Consider the following 17,214-nt stretch of genomic DNA (forward strand, 5'->3'; position numbering starts at 1 on the left):
GCACTATTAAGGTAAAGCCTAAGGTGAATCCTTAGTATCAGCATTAAAAGCTAAGGCGGCATCTAGTGGCTTATTATCGTAAGTGATTATCTCATGGATTTGTTGCTGGCTTATTACCTCAGTAGAGATATGCGAAGTACTGTGTCCAAGCCATGTTGTGCTATTTATGGCATTATCTAAGGTGTTGTTTAAATTACTATTTTTATCATTATACTCAATCGAACATAATAACGACCACATTTGCCAAACGCGCGGATGGGTGTCGGCATTCAGAATCAGACGTGATTGAGCATTTTTGGCTTGAGGGGTTGGCGCCTCTATATCGGACTGAAGCGTTTGTAATTTGCTAGGTAATGATTTGAGTGGCTCAGCAGCATTATAATTGATGACTTGAATAGGCAGTCGACTATCAATCGCAAGCGTACAATCCCAGACACTAACATCGTTTATTTTGCTCCAGCCTGTTATTGCTTGCACAGTTAAATCACCATTGGCAAGTTGCCAGATTTTACCTTGCTCACAACCTTGGGCGCTAATGGTTGCATGAGTTTTAGCTTGACTGGATTGACTGGCTACTTGATAAGCGCGCTGACGCTCAGACCAACGTTCACTACGCCCTGCTTGCCAGTATTGAGCGGTTGGGAAACGTTGACTTAGTTGCTCCACTGTCATGGGTAGTAATTCAGAGTTACTCGGCTCAGAATTATTTGTCTTAAAACTATTAGCCTTTAAAGATTTGCTTTTGCTAGTCGATGATGTTGACAGTGTAGCAGTCAATGCGGCGCTACTACTTTGTACCACGATACCCTCTAAGCGCTTAATGGATAAGCTACGTAATTGCTGCTCTAGGGTCGCGGAAAACTTATCAGCCGTTAGCGTGCTTGGCATCGTACGGACACTATCAGGTCTATGGTCGGCCAAAAACAACCAGCTGACATTTTTCTTATTTACCCTTCTAGCGGCTGCGCGTTTCTTATTATCCTTATGCACATTTTCATTATTTATCACAGGATAGTGCAGCAAAACCGCACTCACATATTGGTCGCCAGTCGGTAAAATATAAAGAGTGGGTATTGTGGTTAGTGACTGCTGATTGGCATATACGGTCATCACTAGCAGTGTTAACGGCGGTAGCACGAGCCAACGACTGATAAGCCCGCGCGGCAATAACCACGGTAACATTGCCAATAATACCATCAGCAAAATAGCCATATTGACTGGCGTATAGAGCCATGCCCCTGAGAATATCGGTAATGCCGTCAGCCACATAATCAGCTCGTGTAAATAAGCGACAATGGCAATTACCAGCGCCCAAATAGCATCTGCCAGCGTGGGCACGATAAGATAGCAGAGCCCTGCCAATAGATTCAGCGGTACAATCACCCAGCCAAACAAAACAATGGCAAATAAATTGACGACAAGTCCTAACAATGACGCCTTGCCGAATAATAACAAGGTAATGGGTAATAGCGCGATAAATAGCCAAAACTGTAACTTAAACAGCCTTTTAAAGCCTAGCCACATACGTTTAAGCAGCTGCTTGCTTGTATTGTCATCATGACTAAAAGCCGTTAGCTGGGTAAGTTCTGCTTGAATCGACCGTGCTGAGCTATCCTCGTACTTTAATAACAACGCCACCGCTATAAAGGACAGCCAATAACCTGCCTGCCACAATACATATGGGTCGAGCCACGCCATCAATACCGCCAGCGCCAATAATATACGCATGGTACTAATCGGCAGGAGTGTTAAGCGTATCAAACCTATCGCTAATAACATCCATGCGGTACGCGCAGCAGGAACATCAAACCCGGTAAACAACGCATAAATAAAAGCCGCGCTAATCATAACCCACCAGCGCACTTGCCAGCGCGGGATATGACGATATAGAGAGGGACAAAAACGATTAAGCAGTACGACAGCCAATCCCGCTAACACAATCGCTAAAAATAAAACATGCGTCCCTGAGATAGCCAGTAAGTGTGAAATACCTGCCAGCTGATATAAATCTTTGGTATCGCGATTGATTAAGCTGCGATCACCGGTCAGCAAACTTAAAGTTACCGCTTTTGCTTGCTGCTGTGCGGTAGTTTGTGCGGCCCAATCTTGATAAAAGTGTTGACGCAGCTGCCAACGTCCTTGGTCGATAACGCTACGCAAACGGTATAAATAAGACTCAGCAGCTTTAGATGCTGCTGAGTCATCAAACGGAATAGTCGAGGTACTGGTCGCTATTATATTAGCAACGCCATCGATATGCCGACCCCGTAACCACCGATAACTATCAAACCCGGTTGGATTATTCAGCGCTTGCTCAGAGTTAGCAAGTGGCGCTAGCGTTAAGGTCATCAATAATTGATCACCGGGCTGCAGATGATTTAAGTCTATAATCTGTGTTTGCTTAAATGGGTTTTTAGCTTGTTTCGTAGAATATTTTTTGGAAGGTTTTTTAGGCTTGGGCTTTTTTGGATATGCGTTTAACAATACGCGGTATTCAGCTCTCTCAAAGCTTTCAAAATCTTCAGAATTATCATGGTTTAAATTAGCTGTATGTTCGCTATCTTTGCTTAGGCTATTATTCAACCCTTCTTTATAATTGGCAGCGTAATCCGCGGTAAGATTATCTAAATCCTGCGCTGTCAATTCAGACAATAACGGTGATATCTGACTGATGGTGGCAACCTGTCGATATCCACTATCACTTACAACATCATAAATACTATCACTTATGCCTTCGATGCTAACCAGCGCCTGTACACGCAAAGGTTGTTTTATGGCGCTACTTTGCGCCTGTTGATGACTTATCAATGCGAGCAGTCCACTACCACTAATCAGCGTCAGTGCTAGCGCTGCTAATAATAAATAGCGGACACACTTAGAAAGTAACGACAAGCTATACGCTGAGGTTTTCGTAGAATTTTTAACAGAAGGGTTTTGAGCAAGAGGTGTTTTTTCGTTAAAGGAATGAGGAAATGAAATACGACATTGACTGACGACTAACAAAATAATAGTAAGTATCGTTAATAATAGCGGCAATGTCGCAGTAGCACTGAGGTCTGCTAATAACGGACTAATAGGCAGCGGCATGCTATCAGCAACGGCTAAAACGCCTATCATAACGATGATTATCAAGCTACCAATTAACCAGTACACCAGCGCTCCTTGCTTGATAGTCTGTATGATAAGTATAGGCTGTATGATAAATGATGATTGACGATAGCCTTAATGTTAGACCGAACCGTCAAGCGATGGCATTTATCCTGCTATTACCCTATACTGAGCAGAAATATTGCGATAGTGATTATCCAACATTATCTTCCTGCTTTTCTGATAACATCCTTACCTGTATTTTTTATCAATAATATCACTGCATACCAGCCCATCATTATGATTGAGCGGGCTGTAGATAACGAGTAAAGGCGATTCTGTGCCAAACAAACGTCTGAAAGACCTACTTCCTACCCCTGAAAAAATCCTAGCCAGTCGCACATTAAAACTGTTTGCGCCGCAGCTTGCTGACCCGCGTTTGTGGCATTTTAATCGCCATAGTCTAAATAAAGCGGTTTATATCGGTGTGCTTAGCGCGTTTTTTCCGCTGCCAGGACAAATGTTACTGGCATTAATCGGCGCGCTCATTTTTCGAGCCAATGTCCCGATGGCGCTCGGTCTGACTTGGATTACCAATCCAGTGACCAGCTTACCGGTCTTTTATGCTGGCTACTATGTCGGTGCCAAAATCCTTGACGTACCGATGATTAGTTTGCGGCTTATCGGCAGTATGATTGCTGATTTTAGCTTATGGGCATTGTCAGATGGCGCTAATCCCTTTATTACTTATAAAGGCACGGTATCTCTGACGGCGTTCTGTTTAGGACTCACGATTTTAGCCATCGTTAGCAGCATTGTATGCGGTTTGGCGTTTAAAGCCATCTGGCGCTATAAGACCGTCACCAGCTGGCAAAAACGCCAGCAGAACTCCTCTGACGAAACGCCTAAGCACTAACAACTATTACTCATTTATAACGATTCATTCAGCACCAGTCATACGATAAAAATAGCAGCATTTTATAAAAATCATTGCCCAAATTTTAGGCGGCGTTATAATTCGCCTTCTTGCTCTTTATGTTTTTCGATAGCATTGAGAATATTATCAGTAAGATTGGTATCCATCACAAAGACATCTATCACCTTCTCATCTTTAAGCAGCGTATAGCGCTTGCCAGTCGCACTATCTTGCGCCTTTAAGTCGTAATCGACACCCGCTAAAGTAATCGAGTCAAAAACTGGCGTTAGCAACTCTATTTGTGCCTGCTTATCAATGGTGTCGAACAACGTTGGATCCATATAAGGCTTTAAGGGCTCATTACCTTCTTCGATACTGCCAAATGCTTCAATCGGGTCATCGTCTTTATTCATACTATCCATCCTTACTTAATGAATAAGGCTGCCCTATACAGCCTATTTGTTATCTTATTTTTATAAAAATTCTAACCCTATCATGCTACTGCTTAGTAACGGCAATCATGCAACTTTTAGAAGAAACGGTTAAGAATATTATTTAGTACATTGTTTAAAATGAAAGGTTAAAGGTTTAATAATCTTCCCAATGACCATTACGCAATAATAGCTGACGGTCAGCAAGTGCTGCCAAACTACGGTCATGCGTCACCATTAACAGCGCCGTTTGCATCGTACTTTGCAGCTCGGATAACAGCCCAAACACACTTTGAGCATTGTCATAATCCAAGTTACCGGTCGGCTCATCGGCCAAGACAAGCGATGGCTTAGTCACCAGCGCGCGGGCAATCGCCACACGTTGACGCTCACCGCCTGATAGCTCACCTGGCCTGTGCGCCAAACGGTGCTCAAGACCAACACTGTTTAAAATATCTATCGCTTGTTGGCGCGCTTCAGTAGTCGACATTTTTGGGCGCATCAGCAGCGGCATAGCGACGTTTTCAACCGCAGTAAATTCCGCCAATAGATGATGAAACTGATAAATAAACCCTAAGTGCTTGTTACGCATCGCGCCGCGCTCAGTCTCATTCATGGTATTTAGCAGCTGCCCATGTAGCCAGACTTCACCACTGGTTGGCGTATCAAGTCCGCCGAGCAAGTGCAACAAGGTGCTTTTTCCTGAACCACTGGTACCGACAATCGCAATGCGTTCACCAGCATTGACGGTCAAATCTAAGCCCGTCAATACTTGGGTACTCACCGCCCCTTCATCGTAAATTTTATTAATATTGGTCGCTTTTAAAATCGCAGACATAGCGCTTCCTTTATTTTATTTATCATGGCATTAACGCCTATATATTACTCATAACGTAGCGTTTGCGCGGGCTGAATTTTAGCCGCTCGGCGTGCTGGATAAATGGTCGCCAAAAAGCTCAATACAAATGACGCACTGGTAATCAGCACCACATCGGTCAAACGCAGCTGCGATGGCAGATAGTTCACAAAGTAAGCATCAAATAAATTCAAACCAAAGCTATTATTAATAAAGCCCAAAATATCACTGACGGTCAGGGCAAAGATAACGCCGAGTATCGTGCCTGCAATCGTACCGATAAAACCAATGACCACACCCTGTACCATAAAGACATGGGTAATCAGACGCGGTGAAGCACCAAAGGTTTTTAGAATGGCGATATCGGCTTTTTTGTCGGTGACTAGCATCACCAAACTTGAGACAATATTAAAAGCCGCAACTAAAATAATTAAGAATAACAGCAAGCCAACCATGGCTTTTTCCATTTGAATCGCACCGAACAGATTGCCGTGCGTTTGGGTCCAATCGCTAGGATATAACTGCTCAGGGGCAATGGCAGCAGCTCGTTGGGCGGCCATCGGTGCGTTAAAGATATCGTCAAGCTTCATACGAATGCCCTGCGCGCCCTCTGGCAGACGCAGTAATTTTGCCGCGTCACCCATCGGAATAAACGCCATCAGGCTATCTACTTCAGGGCTGATGGTAAAGATACCCGTCACCGTAAAACGCTTAAAGCGCGGTATCACACCTGCTGGTGATGGCGACGCTTCTGGCAACACCAACGTCACTTTATCGCCTAAGCGCAGCCCCAAAGATTGCACCATCTCTTCACCAAGCACAATACTGAACTCACCGTTTTGCAAGGTATCAATACTGCCTTCTACCATATGCTCGTTGATGATAGAGACGTTTTTCTCGTATTCAGGATCGACGCCGGTGACCATAATCCCAGCCACTTGACCGTTGGAGGTCAGCATACCTTGCAGCTGGATAAAAGGCGCAACGGCGGCGACCTCTGGATCTTCTTTGATCTTATCTGCCACCTGCTTCCAATCACCGATAATCTCGGTTGAGATCACCGTCGCTTGTGGCACCATACCCAAAATACGAGTCTTTAGCTCCCGATCAAAACCATTCATGACCGATAGCACGGTAATCAATACCGCCACGCCAAGCGTCAGACCAATCATTGAAATCAGCGATATAAAGGAGATAAAACCATTACTACGCTCTGCTCGGGTGTACCGTAAGCCGATAAATAACGCTAAAGGACGAAACATATTCAAACTCTTTATCTTATCCACGTGCGACTTTATTTATGTTATAAAACCAGATGCAACAACCGCCTAGTAGCATTACATTGACTAAGACAGTTGCCGCAAAAACATATCAATCGAACACAAAAACAGGGGTTATGACCAGCAAAATGCCGCTGTCAAAAAGGAGCTAGTTTGACACAATTTGACTTATATGTGCCAGTCATTAGCGCAAACTGCCGGTATTTTTTAATAAAAACTCAACTTTTAACATTATTTTTCATGAGGGGGCTTGCTATTAGTTGCGTCTATACCTATATATTGTATGCTAAGGACAATTGTCATTAACCCCTCATTGTTGTTTGTTGCCTCTTTACTGACGACATTGCTGGTTATCATAAACCAATCCGCTCACATATTGGATAATGGTCAGCAATCACAGTTTTAGACCCAAACCTCATGGCTGACTTAAGTTTGAGTATATTCATGACCATTAATTATCAATATAAAAATATCCAATCCCCCACCAAAATCACTCTATCTGACGAGCAGTCTGCCGGTCACGCCGATCATTGGCGCATTTTGACCGATGACATGAGTCAAGACGTGCCAGAATGGCTGCAAAAGATGATTGAAAAAGCTGCTATGCCGAAAGGGCTTAACAGCAATGTCAGTGCCAAAGACAGCTGTTTGCTGCTATCTGAAGATCAGCCTTGTCATATCAATCAAGTGCTGGCGATGAAAGATGGCAAGCCTGAATGCTTTATCAATGCCTACCCTTGTGTCGATAGCCCTTATGGGCTGACGTGCAAAATCGAACGTATGATTGTCAATGACAATACCCATGATGCGGTATTACGCTTACGCACCGCTGATGGCAGCATCATCTATGCTTTTGACCAGCTTTATACGGCCAACCGTCATTTATATCAGCAGGATATGGCGTATTATGTGAATTTCAGTGCTTGGGCGCATGAGATTAAGCTGAGTGAACAAGACGAAGTGATTATGGTCGAAGACCAAGAAGCCATTCGCTACCATCGCGCTTTTAACGACATTGTCGCCGCCAACGATGGAAAAATGCCCGATGATTTACAAGAGCAAATCAAAGCGTGGCAGCCAGAGACCAAAGAACAAATGGCACCGGTTGAGATTAACTTAGGTCATATGTGCGCTTACCTGTTTGGTGATACCTTAGGGCAAGAAGATGAAGCTTGGTGTCAAGGTCAGGTGCTTGGTAAGCAAGAAACGCTGTTTAATGGTAAGCCCATCATCTTATTTGATGTGGTGGTACTGCGTGAGCAAGATGCTGACCCATTTGTAATCCGTATTGGTGCGCCTAAAACTTCAACCACTGCTGCTATCCAAGTTCATGACTATGTACAGGCGAATATCTGGTTACAAGCAGCGATTTATAAAGAAAATCAAGAATCGCAAGCAAGCGCGCAACAATCAAAAGCCAGCTAATTTAATACAGTCCTATACTGTTAAATTTGTCAATAAAAAAGCCCTTAATTAATATTAAGGGCTTTTTTATATTAAGCGTTATATTTTATAAAACTCAAGACAAACCATTAAGCCATGGTAGTCATTGACTTAATACGACTATAAAGCTCTTTTTGCTCAGCACTAGGACGCGCCGTTTGTACTGCCATCAATTGTGACATATCGCCTTCAACACGGATTTTACCACCCATAAAGGCGCCCATGATTTCATTGGTATCAAAATCAGTGATGATTGATTGTAAGATGCTGCGATCAAGCAATAAAGTCGTCGTCGCTGCGTCATTTAAGCCGCGATGTAATAAACCATTAGCAAAACTGGCTTCGATATCTTGCTCAGTATCAGATACTTTTAGGTTCACAATCATATTAGCCAATGCTGGTGGTAGATTTAGTTCACCGGCTTCTTGACCCATTTGCTCAACTTGCTCAAACCATTCGTCTGTCAAAAAAACTGCCATATTATTATCCTTAATACCTATTATGAAAAGCTCATTTATAAAAAATTCATGTATAAAAAGCTTATGTATGGACAGCTTGTGCCGTTAAAGGCATAAGACTGACCGCTATTTCAATGATTAAAATAATTGTTAACAGAAGCATAAAAACGTCCTGTCAGCAATACTGTTCAGCGCCATTATAAGATGCGACTTGATAATAAGTAAAACTTATTTATAGCCTCTTAAAGGTTCAATGTCGTCATGGTTACAAATTTTTCTGATAAGTTTGTATTTTTGCTATGTTAGCACTATGTTTTTTCACCCCTAGAATAGTAGGGAAATTGGGTATAAAATGGGAGCATAATGCTGCAATATTAAGTTGTTGGCGCGTATTTTTACCAAAGAGTTTGTATTTTGGCGCATAGTTCTGATGATATTTGATTAGGTTTGCGTTACAATACCCTTAAACAGAGTCGGGAGTTTTAACTAAACATTACGTAAACATGTTTTTTTGTCAGCCGCCGCTAGCATACATTGATGGTGCATAAGCTTTTTAGCGCCAGTTGAATATCAGTATCTATCTTCGTTCATACTGTTTTTATCAGTAATAATTAAGATACATACTCAGCCTCAATAGATGTTTGATGCTCAAGGAAGGCACGTTCTCTTATCAAATATGACCGTTTATTAACAATCCTACTATCGACTAGCTGTGAGCGCAGTGCGTTTTTATCGCCGTCCTCTACTCATCAGCGATAGCTGATAACTAGCGAAGTTGATAGTTAATAATGGCAAGACTGATAAGAGTAGTCAAAAAATAGCATGTACCGCAATCATTGTCTGCTTATAAATTTTTATAAGACAGCTGCCGCGGAGAGTTAGTTAATTCTGTTGATAATTCGGGCTGTAAAGGAATCATCCAATGAGTTTACAAAACACAGCAGTCGCCCCAGTTGACCGTGAATATGAAATCACTGTCGTAAGATTCTTTACGATAATGGCCGTGATATGGGGCATCGTCGGCATGAGTATTGGTGTGTTCATTGCTTCACAGTTAGCATGGCCAGCACTCAACTTTGACATTCCATGGTTGACATTTAGTCGCCTAAGACCGCTCCACACCAATGCGGTCATTTTTGCGTTCGGTGGCTCTGCCCTGTTCGCAACGTCTTACTATATTGTCCAGCGTACCTGTAAAACGAGGCTATTTGCGCCTTATTTGGCCTGGTTCACCTTTTGGGGTTGGCAGACGGTTATCGTCGCCGCCGTTATCACCCTGCCTTTAGGGTTAACGTCTACCAAAGAATACGCCGAGCTTGAGTGGCCGATCGATATTTTGATTGCCTTGGTGTGGATTTCTTACGCCATCGTCTTCTTCGGTACGCTAATCAAACGTAAAACCTCACATATTTATGTGGCTAACTGGTTCTTTGCGGCCTTTATTATTACGATTGCTCTACTGCATATCGTAAACAGTATGGCTATCCCTGTTAGTGCGTTTAAATCTTATTCGTTATTTGGCGGTGCAACTGATGCGATGGTGCAGTGGTGGTACGGACATAATGCGGTAGGTTTCTACTTAACGGCCGCTTTCCTTGGGATGATGTATTACTTCGTTCCAGTACAGATTGGTCGTCCTATTTATTCTTACCGTTTATCTATCGTTCACTTTTGGGCATTGATTGCATCATACATGTGGGCTGGTGGTCACCATTTGCATTATTCAGCGCTTCCAGATTGGACACAGTCATTAGCAATGGTATTCTCAATCATCCTATTTGCACCATCTTGGGGGGGTATGATTAACGGGGTACTAACGCTATCAGGTAGTTGGGATAAGTTACGTACCGATCCGATCATTCGCTTTATGATTGTGGCATTGTCGTTCTATGCGATGTCGACGTTTGAAGGTCCAATGATGTCTATTAAGACCGTCAACGCCTTATCTCATAACACTGACTGGACTGTAGGTCACGTACACTCAGGTGCGCTTGGCTGGGTTGGTATGATTACCATTGGTTCGCTATACGTACTGTTACCACGTATCTATAACAAACCAAAAATGTACTCAATCAGCTTAATCACCACGCATTTCTGGTTGGCAACAGCAGGTACTATCTTCTATATCGTCTCTATGTGGATTTCAGGTATTGGCCAAGGCATGATGTGGCTTGCGACCAACCCAGACGGTACGTTGGTGTACAGCTTCGTTGATACGGTTGAGTTCTCACATTTCCCATATATCGGTCGTGCTTTTGGTGGCCTATTGTATGTATCGGGTATGTTTGTTATGGCATATAACGTTTATAAAACACTGCAAATGCCAGAAGGTAAGCCTGTAGATATCGCTGACCCAACAGATCATGAACCTAGTGTTGATAAACCTTCGGCAGCTAACGTATAAGGAGCGATCATGTCTGGTACACCGCATGAAATTATTGAAAAAAATACCGGCTTGTTGGTTATCGGTATTGTCATTGCCATTAGCTTTGCAACGCTCGTCGAAATCGTACCGCTGATTTATGATAACAAGGGTCCTGAAGAAGGTGGGGTGAACGCTCCCCTTCCCGCCATGGAGCCATGGACTGCACTTGAGTTTGAAGGTCGTGACATCTACATTCGTGAAGGCTGTCACGTCTGTCATACCCAAATGATTCGTCCGTTACGTGCTGAAGTTGAGCGTTATGGACCTTATTCGCGTGCTGCAGAATCAACGTGGGACCATCCATTCTTATGGGGTTCAAAACGTACTGGTCCTGACCTTGCACGTGTCGGTGGACGCTATTCTGAAGACTGGCAAAAACAGCATCTGATTGCGCCACGTTCTTTAGTACCTGAATCAGTAATGCCTGGTTTCCCTTGGCTTGCAACCAATGAAGTTAATGGTAGCAATGTTCAAGCCAAAATGCGTCTATTCCGCGATCGCTTCGGTGTGCCTTATACTGAAGAAGATATCGAAGGCGCACCAGATGCTGTACTTGGTGCCACTGAGCTTGATGCTTTGGTTGCCTACTTACAGCAGTTAGGTACCGCGATGGAAGGACAGCGCTAATGGGTATTGGTGAATTACAAACAATTGCGACCGTTTCTGCCTTTATTGCCTTCGTAGGCGTTGCATGGTGGGCGTATTCGCCAAAAAACAAAAAACGCTTCGAAGAAGATGCACAACTTGCGCTTGATGACGAAGATATCGAATCTTTGTCTGAAGAGCAGCGCAATAAGGATAAACGATGACATTTTTTTGGAGTTCTTGGATCACCATACTAAGTATTATGTGTTGGGCGGGTATCCTCGGTGTTTTGCTAATGGTTTTGAAGTACAAGCCAGAAGTAGAGGAAGACGGTACCACTGGTCACACTTACGATGGCATTCAGGAATACGATAAGCCACTCCCTAAATGGTGGCTAGTGATATTTTTTGGCTCAATCATTTGGGCCGTTGCATACTGGATATTTTTCCCTGCTATCTTTCCATCAAAGTGGGAAGGTATTACAACCGTAGAAGTGGATGGCAAAACCTTACCATGGACTTCTCATAACGAGTTGAACAGCGAACTTGAAAGTAATAACAAAGTATTTACCGATAACTTTGAGCAAAACATTTTGGCCAAGGCTGATGCGAGCGGTGCAACAAAAACCCTAGCAACGCTTTCTGAGATGCAAGCAACCCTGCGTCATAGTGAGAAGCCACCAGCAGAGCTACAGGCTCAAATCGACGAGAAAGTGGCCGAGTTGGCACCTTATATAGAAAAGCTGGCTGAAAACCCGAATGCATTGAAGGTTGGTAGTCGCTTGTTCTTACAGAACTGTGCAGTTTGTCATGGCTCTAACGCCAAAGGTGCGGCAGGCTATCCAAATCTTACCGATAATGACTGGTTATATGGCGGTGAGGCGACAAATATCTTGACGACTCTACATAACGGCCGCGTCGGTGGTATGACCGCATGGCGCGACCAAATCGGTGAAGACGGTGTTCGTGCCGTGTCTGAATATGTCCTATCAATATCTGGCAATCAACCAGGTTATGAGTTGGATAAAGCCAAAGTCACTCAGGGTGAGGCAATCTTCAACGAGCCAACCAACTGTGTACTTTGTCATGGTCCAGACGCAAAAGGTATGACTTCTACTGGCGCGCCAAACTTGACAGATAAAATCTGGCTATACGGCGGCGATCGTGAAACCATTCGCGAAACGGTACGTTATGGTCGTGCAGGCGTAATGCCTGAGTGGGAAACCAAACTGGGTAATGAGCGCATTATGTTGCTTGCTGCTTATGTTTACTCTCTATCAGACAGAAGCGCTCAACCTGCTAAAGCAAAAACAGTCTCTGCCCCTGCTCCTCAGGCAGCGACAACCGCAACCGCTACAGCAGAAACAACAGCCGCTAACTAATCATATTTAGTCAGTCGCTATATCGTAAATAAGTAAGTTTAAAAAAGGGAGGACTGTTATTGCAGTTCTCCCTTTTTAGTTATTCACTGAGGGCTAAATGTTGGTTATAGTGAGTAAATTCAATAAAAACCTTAATACTCTCATTAGCAATAATTAGACTCGGTCATTTGTCCCTTACTTATGACTTGTTTCTCATAAGTAGATGCTATTATTGCATTTGGCTATCAATAATGATGAGATTAATGTTGCTTTCTAGCATTATTGCCCCATTTATAGTAGGGAGAATGTTAAAATAGCTATCTATGAGAAACACTATTGAATCATCCATTTAAGCATATTTAAACCCATTATTTACAATCGCTCATTTGGTAGTCGAGTCAGCATATTTTGACTTTCAGTATGTCTAGCTACTTACTGACATTGATAACATCGCACATTCATATATCCAGTTATTTAGGGTATTTGTTCATCATGCCAGCAGACTGATTCTTTTTTTAAAGAGGCACGTTTATGTCAGCACAACAATCCAATAAAATCCCTGTCGTCGATCTTAACGCCAATAAAAAACGTGTGCATCCCAGATTTGTCACCGGATTTTATCAAAACATCCGTGTCATTAGCATGTATGCGTTTTTGGCATTATTTCTGATTTTACCGTGGCTACGTTATAACGGTAGGCAAGCAATCTGGTTTGATGTGCCGTCGCAGCATTATTATATTTTTGGCATGACCTTTTTAACCCAAGATTTTTACTTTATTGCTGCTTTTGCGCTTATTGCTGCCTTTGCCCTATTTATGGTGACTGTCTACGCCGGACGGGTGTGGTGTGGCTATGCCTGTCCCCAGACCATTTGGACGCATATGTTCCAATATGTTGAAAAGCTGGTGATTGGCGATCGTAACAAGCGTATGAAGTTCGATAAAGAGCCTATGAGCGCACAGAAAGTGTTTAAGCGTTTTTTAGTGTATTTTATCTGGTTTGTGTTTTCGATGATTACCGCCACGACTTTCGTCAGTTATGTGTCGGGTACTGAGGCGTTGTATCAAAATTGGCAGATGATAGGGTTTATCCCCTTCCCTGATTGGTCAACGTGGATATGGGTATCGATATTTATTTTTGCTTTCTCGACCTACGTCAATGCAGGTTATATGCGTGAGCAGATGTGCGTGCAAATCTGTCCTTATGGTCGCTTCCAAAGCGTGATGTTCGATAAAGATACGTTAATCGTTTCTTACGATTATGAACGCGGTGAGCCTCGCGGCGCGCGCAAAAAAGGCACCAACCCTGAGGATTTAGGCGACTGTATCGAATGTCAGATGTGTGTGCAGGTCTGCCCAACGGGTATTGATATTCGTGATGGTTTGCAAGTAGCTTGTATCCAATGCGCTGCCTGTATCGATGCGTGTAATGATGTAATGGATAAAGTTGGCTACCCACGCGGGCTGATTCGTTATACAACAGAGCGTCAATTGGTCGAAAAAGAGCCAAGCCGAATATTCCGTCCGCGCTTCTTCGCCTACTTAACCTTACTGACCGTGCTTTGTGGCGGCGTAATTTATGCCTTGAATGATCGCGTACCGCTAGAGATTGATATTCGCCGTGACCGCAACCAGTTGTCGTCATTGAATCAGCAAGGCATGATTGAGAACAGCTATATCGTTAAATTAACCAACAAAACGCAAGAGCCTCACACTTATAAGATAACCCTTGAGCCACAAGACGGTTTGAGCTTAGAGTTACGCTTTAACGATGTGCCGTTAGAGGCTGGTGAAAGCTTTGATATGCCAGTGAGTATTTATGGTGACCCTGATGTGATTGAGTTTGGTCAAACACCAGTTACTTTAAATGTGAAGAGCGAAAATGGTCAGTATAATGTCAGCAAACAAAACATCTTTACCACGCAAGGACAATAAGTCTTTGCGTGCTTAATTACTATATTTTATAACTCTCGTCCGTTAGTTATTAGCTGTTGGTTGATGACTATCCATCAATGATTAGCGGGTGAATATTTCGTCATTAATCTGGCAGTATTGAGCCATCATTTTATCCGTTGATACCGTTTATAACTCTCTAATAGACAGCTATAAACGAATATCTGATTAATAGGTATGTTATGTCTAGTCCAGCCCCCAACTTTAAGCATCAAGATAGCCAGCCATGGTACAAAAACTATATGGTGGTTATTTTTGTCATTGGCATGCCAGCGTTAGTCGTTATTGCCTGCATCTGGTTTGTCTATTATTCTTACCAAATACGTGACAGTGTGGTACGTGACGATTGGTATATGGATGGTAAAACCCTCTATCATGACGTCTCGCGCGACAAGCTCACCTATGATTTAGACTTACACGGTCAAATGCAGTTTGCCGATAATGGTGATATCGTGTTTTATCTAAATTATCCTGAGCAGAGCTTGCAGTCTGGTAAATTATCAAATGGTGAGCCGGTTACTTATCCTGATACCTTAGAGTTATCTATCTCACATGCCACCGATATCAAAAAAGATCGTGATGTTGTGTTAAAACATGAAGAAGGCAACAAATATAGCGCTCAGGTAAATATTGACCCAGTCAAAGCCAAATATTACTTACAAGTTAGTAATGATGGTAAGGATGATTGGCGTATGCAAGATGTAGCAAAATTGCCACGCTCAGAGGTAAGTTTTAATCCGCTACCGGTGTTTGCCGAAAGCTAGTGTTATTTAAATAGCTATTTTAGATTAAAAAAACCAGCCCATAGTTATTAAGGGCTGGTTTTTTTGGGGCTAACTTTTATGGATTTAACGTTATCAAATTAACTTAAGATTATTGAAGCAACATATAGTCAGTAAAAAATAATATCGATACATCACGCGCTGCTGATATCAATTTTTCTTGCTTGCTGTGCCTGCGCAGACAAAGGCTACAAAAAATTGATATCAGCAATACCGTAGCGTTTTTAGGATATTTTGACTATAGCTTTAAACCATCAGCTCATTAAATGACAGGATTAATCGTTGGAATTTTCTGCGTTATACGGCTGTTTTTTTCCGTTTCATCTGCTGCGCCCGTGTTCTGATTATTGGCAAATTTTGGATTAAAGACTTGAGTTTTTGGTGCTACAGGTAAGCCAATCTCAGCCAGACTATCGGTCTGCCCTGCTTGGATATTATCGCCTTCAAATAAGCGCTCATTATCATCACGCTCGATGCTTAATGTCTCAAAATCAAATAATTCACGATCGGCTAATTGCGACGGTGCGACGTTTTGCATGGCTTTAAAAATAGACGCTAAGCGCTGCGGATGGGCGTCATCCCATTCGCGTAGCATGTCATTGATAATCGCCCGTTGTAGATTGGTTTGGCTACCGCATAGATTGCACGGAATAATCGGAAATTCTTTTAAACGCGCATATTCAATGATGTCTTTTTCTTCAACGTAGGCAAGCGGGCGAATCAGCAAGTTTTGCTTATCATCGCTGAGCAGTTTAGGAGGCATCGATTTAAGCGCGCCGCCGTGAAATAAGTTTAAAAAGAACGTCGCCAGCATATCATCGCGATGATGGCCAAGGGCGATTTTAGTTGCGCCAATTTGTTTGGCAAAGCCGTATAGCGAGCCACGGCGCAGACGTGAACAAGCCGAGCAATAAGTTTTACCTTCTGGCACCACGCTTTTGACGATACTATAAGTGTCTTTTTCTAAAATATAATGCGCGATACCCTGCTCATTCAGATAAGCAGGCAAAATATCTTCAGGATAACCGGGCTGCTTTTGGTCAAGATTGACCGCGACGATATCAAAGCTAATCGGGGCAATACGTTTAAGTAACAACAAGATATCTAGCAGTGTATAGCTGTCTTTGCCGCCTGACACACAAACCATGATGACGTCGCCATCTTCAATCATATTAAAATCGCGAATCGCCCATGATACTTGGCGGCGTAGCTTTTTTTGTAGCTTGCGAAATTGTGCCGTTTCAGTCGGTAGCAGCTGATTAGATGATAATTGCTCAGCCATATCATTGTCATGCGCAACTCCATCAGATTCGTTAGATTCGTCAGCGACATCCGTATCTAATGCATAGCTATCCCAACCAGTCTCGGCAGAGCTAGCATCCGTAGAAGCAGCATCCAACTGAGGGATGATTTGTGGCGTAAACAAGGTTGCTACGGTCATAAGTTACTCAATATCTTTACAAGGTTGATTTTACTATAAAGTAGTTAGCAATATTTTTTAGCACGCGGGCTTTAAAAGCAGCGATTATAACAAATTTTGCTAACAGATTGAAAATATGACGTTAATTGATAAGGATAAACATCAGGGCAACTTAAGAAGGCTACTTAAGACTGTTATTTAACTTGATAACAGCACTT

General features: G+C 42.9%; 14 protein-coding genes. 8 read left to right on the forward strand and 6 right to left on the reverse strand.

Going from position 1 to position 17,214, the window contains the following annotated elements; all coding sequences use genetic code 11:
* Positions 1–18 precede the first annotated feature (18 nt).
* Positions 19–3,153: a ComEC/Rec2 family competence protein gene (locus QJS82_RS07645; RefSeq protein ID WP_281490094.1), complete on the reverse strand. Its 3,135-nt coding sequence runs from the start codon at positions 3,151–3,153 to the stop codon at positions 19–21.
* Between the two features lie 274 nt (positions 3,154–3,427).
* Here QJS82_RS07645 and QJS82_RS07650 point away from each other — a divergent pair, with 274 nt between their 5' ends.
* The gene (locus tag QJS82_RS07650) at positions 3,428–4,003 is read left to right on the forward strand and encodes a DUF2062 domain-containing protein (protein WP_281490095.1); all 576 of its coding nucleotides are present in this window, start codon (positions 3,428–3,430) and stop codon (positions 4,001–4,003) included.
* A 95-nt stretch (positions 4,004–4,098) separates the two neighbouring features.
* Here the strand turns inward: QJS82_RS07650 and QJS82_RS07655 are convergent, their stop codons facing one another.
* The 3 genes from QJS82_RS07655 to QJS82_RS07665 form a co-directional block, all read right to left on the reverse strand.
* Entirely contained in the window at positions 4,099–4,416 is a 318-nt protein-coding gene (locus tag QJS82_RS07655; RefSeq protein WP_201565677.1) for a hypothetical protein, read from the reverse strand.
* Between the two features lie 175 nt (positions 4,417–4,591).
* Positions 4,592–5,272, reverse strand: a complete 681-nt coding sequence (gene lolD, locus QJS82_RS07660; protein ID WP_201565678.1) for a lipoprotein-releasing ABC transporter ATP-binding protein LolD — start codon at positions 5,270–5,272, stop codon at positions 4,592–4,594.
* A gap of 44 nt (positions 5,273–5,316) precedes the next feature.
* Complete coding sequence (locus QJS82_RS07665; protein ID WP_281490096.1) at positions 5,317–6,552, reverse strand: lipoprotein-releasing ABC transporter permease subunit; 1,236 nt, start codon at positions 6,550–6,552, stop codon at positions 5,317–5,319.
* 462 nt (positions 6,553–7,014) lie between these two features.
* On the opposite strand from QJS82_RS07665, the gene QJS82_RS07670 reads away from it, so the two are divergent.
* Positions 7,015–7,995, forward strand: coding sequence for a hypothetical protein (locus QJS82_RS07670; RefSeq protein WP_281490097.1), 981 nt, complete (start codon positions 7,015–7,017; stop codon positions 7,993–7,995).
* Between the two features lie 107 nt (positions 7,996–8,102).
* Here the strand turns inward: QJS82_RS07670 and QJS82_RS07675 are convergent, their stop codons facing one another.
* Complete coding sequence (locus QJS82_RS07675; RefSeq protein ID WP_201618767.1) at positions 8,103–8,492, reverse strand: SCP-2 sterol transfer family protein; 390 nt, start codon at positions 8,490–8,492, stop codon at positions 8,103–8,105.
* A 901-nt stretch (positions 8,493–9,393) separates the two neighbouring features.
* Between QJS82_RS07675 and ccoN the strand changes: the two genes are divergently transcribed.
* The 6 genes from ccoN to QJS82_RS07705 all read left to right on the forward strand — a co-directional run bounded on the left by ccoN (position 9,394) and on the right by QJS82_RS07705 (position 15,558).
* A complete protein-coding gene (ccoN, locus tag QJS82_RS07680; protein ID WP_281490098.1) occupies positions 9,394–10,875 on the forward strand; it encodes a cytochrome-c oxidase, cbb3-type subunit I in 1,482 nt (493 codons plus the stop codon).
* Between the two features lie 9 nt (positions 10,876–10,884).
* On the forward strand, positions 10,885–11,523 hold the full coding sequence (ccoO, locus tag QJS82_RS07685; RefSeq protein ID WP_183618776.1) for a cytochrome-c oxidase, cbb3-type subunit II: 639 nt from the start codon (positions 10,885–10,887) through the stop codon (positions 11,521–11,523).
* Positions 11,523–11,705, forward strand: coding sequence for a cbb3-type cytochrome oxidase subunit 3 (locus QJS82_RS07690; RefSeq protein WP_191690612.1), 183 nt, complete (start codon positions 11,523–11,525; stop codon positions 11,703–11,705). The genes ccoO and QJS82_RS07690 overlap by 1 nt, the downstream gene beginning before the upstream one ends.
* On the forward strand, positions 11,702–12,862 hold the full coding sequence (gene ccoP, locus QJS82_RS07695; RefSeq protein WP_281490099.1) for a cytochrome-c oxidase, cbb3-type subunit III: 1,161 nt from the start codon (positions 11,702–11,704) through the stop codon (positions 12,860–12,862). The genes QJS82_RS07690 and ccoP overlap by 4 nt, the downstream gene beginning before the upstream one ends.
* A gap of 510 nt (positions 12,863–13,372) precedes the next feature.
* Positions 13,373–14,776 (forward strand): cytochrome c oxidase accessory protein CcoG, encoded by a 1,404-nt coding sequence (gene ccoG, locus QJS82_RS07700; protein ID WP_201618769.1) that lies wholly within the window; start codon positions 13,373–13,375, stop codon positions 14,774–14,776.
* 200 nt (positions 14,777–14,976) lie between these two features.
* A complete protein-coding gene (locus QJS82_RS07705; RefSeq protein ID WP_201565695.1) occupies positions 14,977–15,558 on the forward strand; it encodes a FixH family protein in 582 nt (193 codons plus the stop codon).
* Between the two features lie 280 nt (positions 15,559–15,838).
* Here the strand turns inward: QJS82_RS07705 and ttcA are convergent, their stop codons facing one another.
* Positions 15,839–16,858: a tRNA 2-thiocytidine(32) synthetase TtcA gene (gene ttcA, locus QJS82_RS07710; RefSeq protein WP_438656689.1), complete on the reverse strand. Its 1,020-nt coding sequence runs from the start codon at positions 16,856–16,858 to the stop codon at positions 15,839–15,841.
* Positions 16,859–17,214: the final 356 nt, after the last annotated feature.

The organism is Psychrobacter maritimus, from assembly GCF_029953575.1.
GTDB classification, from domain to species: Bacteria; Pseudomonadota; Gammaproteobacteria; order Pseudomonadales; family Moraxellaceae; genus Psychrobacter; species Psychrobacter maritimus.

Excerpts from the sequence above, each read along its gene's own strand:
- QJS82_RS07655 (WP_201565677.1), bottom strand. The coding sequence starts at position 4,416 with ATGAATAAAGACGATGACCCGATTGAAGCATTTGGCAGTATCGAAGAA.
- lolD (WP_201565678.1), bottom strand. The coding sequence starts at position 5,272 with ATGTCTGCGATTTTAAAAGCGACCAATATTAATAAAATTTACGATGAA.
- QJS82_RS07665 (WP_281490096.1), bottom strand. The coding sequence starts at position 6,552 with ATGTTTCGTCCTTTAGCGTTATTTATCGGCTTACGGTACACCCGAGCA.
- QJS82_RS07670 (WP_281490097.1), top strand. The coding sequence starts at position 7,015 with ATGACCATTAATTATCAATATAAAAATATCCAATCCCCCACCAAAATC.
- QJS82_RS07675 (WP_201618767.1), bottom strand. The coding sequence starts at position 8,492 with ATGGCAGTTTTTTTGACAGACGAATGGTTTGAGCAAGTTGAGCAAATG.
- ccoN (WP_281490098.1), top strand. The coding sequence starts at position 9,394 with ATGAGTTTACAAAACACAGCAGTCGCCCCAGTTGACCGTGAATATGAA.
- ccoO (WP_183618776.1), top strand. The coding sequence starts at position 10,885 with ATGTCTGGTACACCGCATGAAATTATTGAAAAAAATACCGGCTTGTTG.
- QJS82_RS07690 (WP_191690612.1), top strand. The coding sequence starts at position 11,523 with ATGGGTATTGGTGAATTACAAACAATTGCGACCGTTTCTGCCTTTATT.
- ccoP (WP_281490099.1), top strand. The coding sequence starts at position 11,702 with ATGACATTTTTTTGGAGTTCTTGGATCACCATACTAAGTATTATGTGT.
- ccoG (WP_201618769.1), top strand. The coding sequence starts at position 13,373 with ATGTCAGCACAACAATCCAATAAAATCCCTGTCGTCGATCTTAACGCC.
- QJS82_RS07705 (WP_201565695.1), top strand. The coding sequence starts at position 14,977 with ATGTCTAGTCCAGCCCCCAACTTTAAGCATCAAGATAGCCAGCCATGG.
- ttcA (WP_438656689.1), bottom strand. The coding sequence starts at position 16,858 with ATGGCTGAGCAATTATCATCTAATCAGCTGCTACCGACTGAAACGGCA.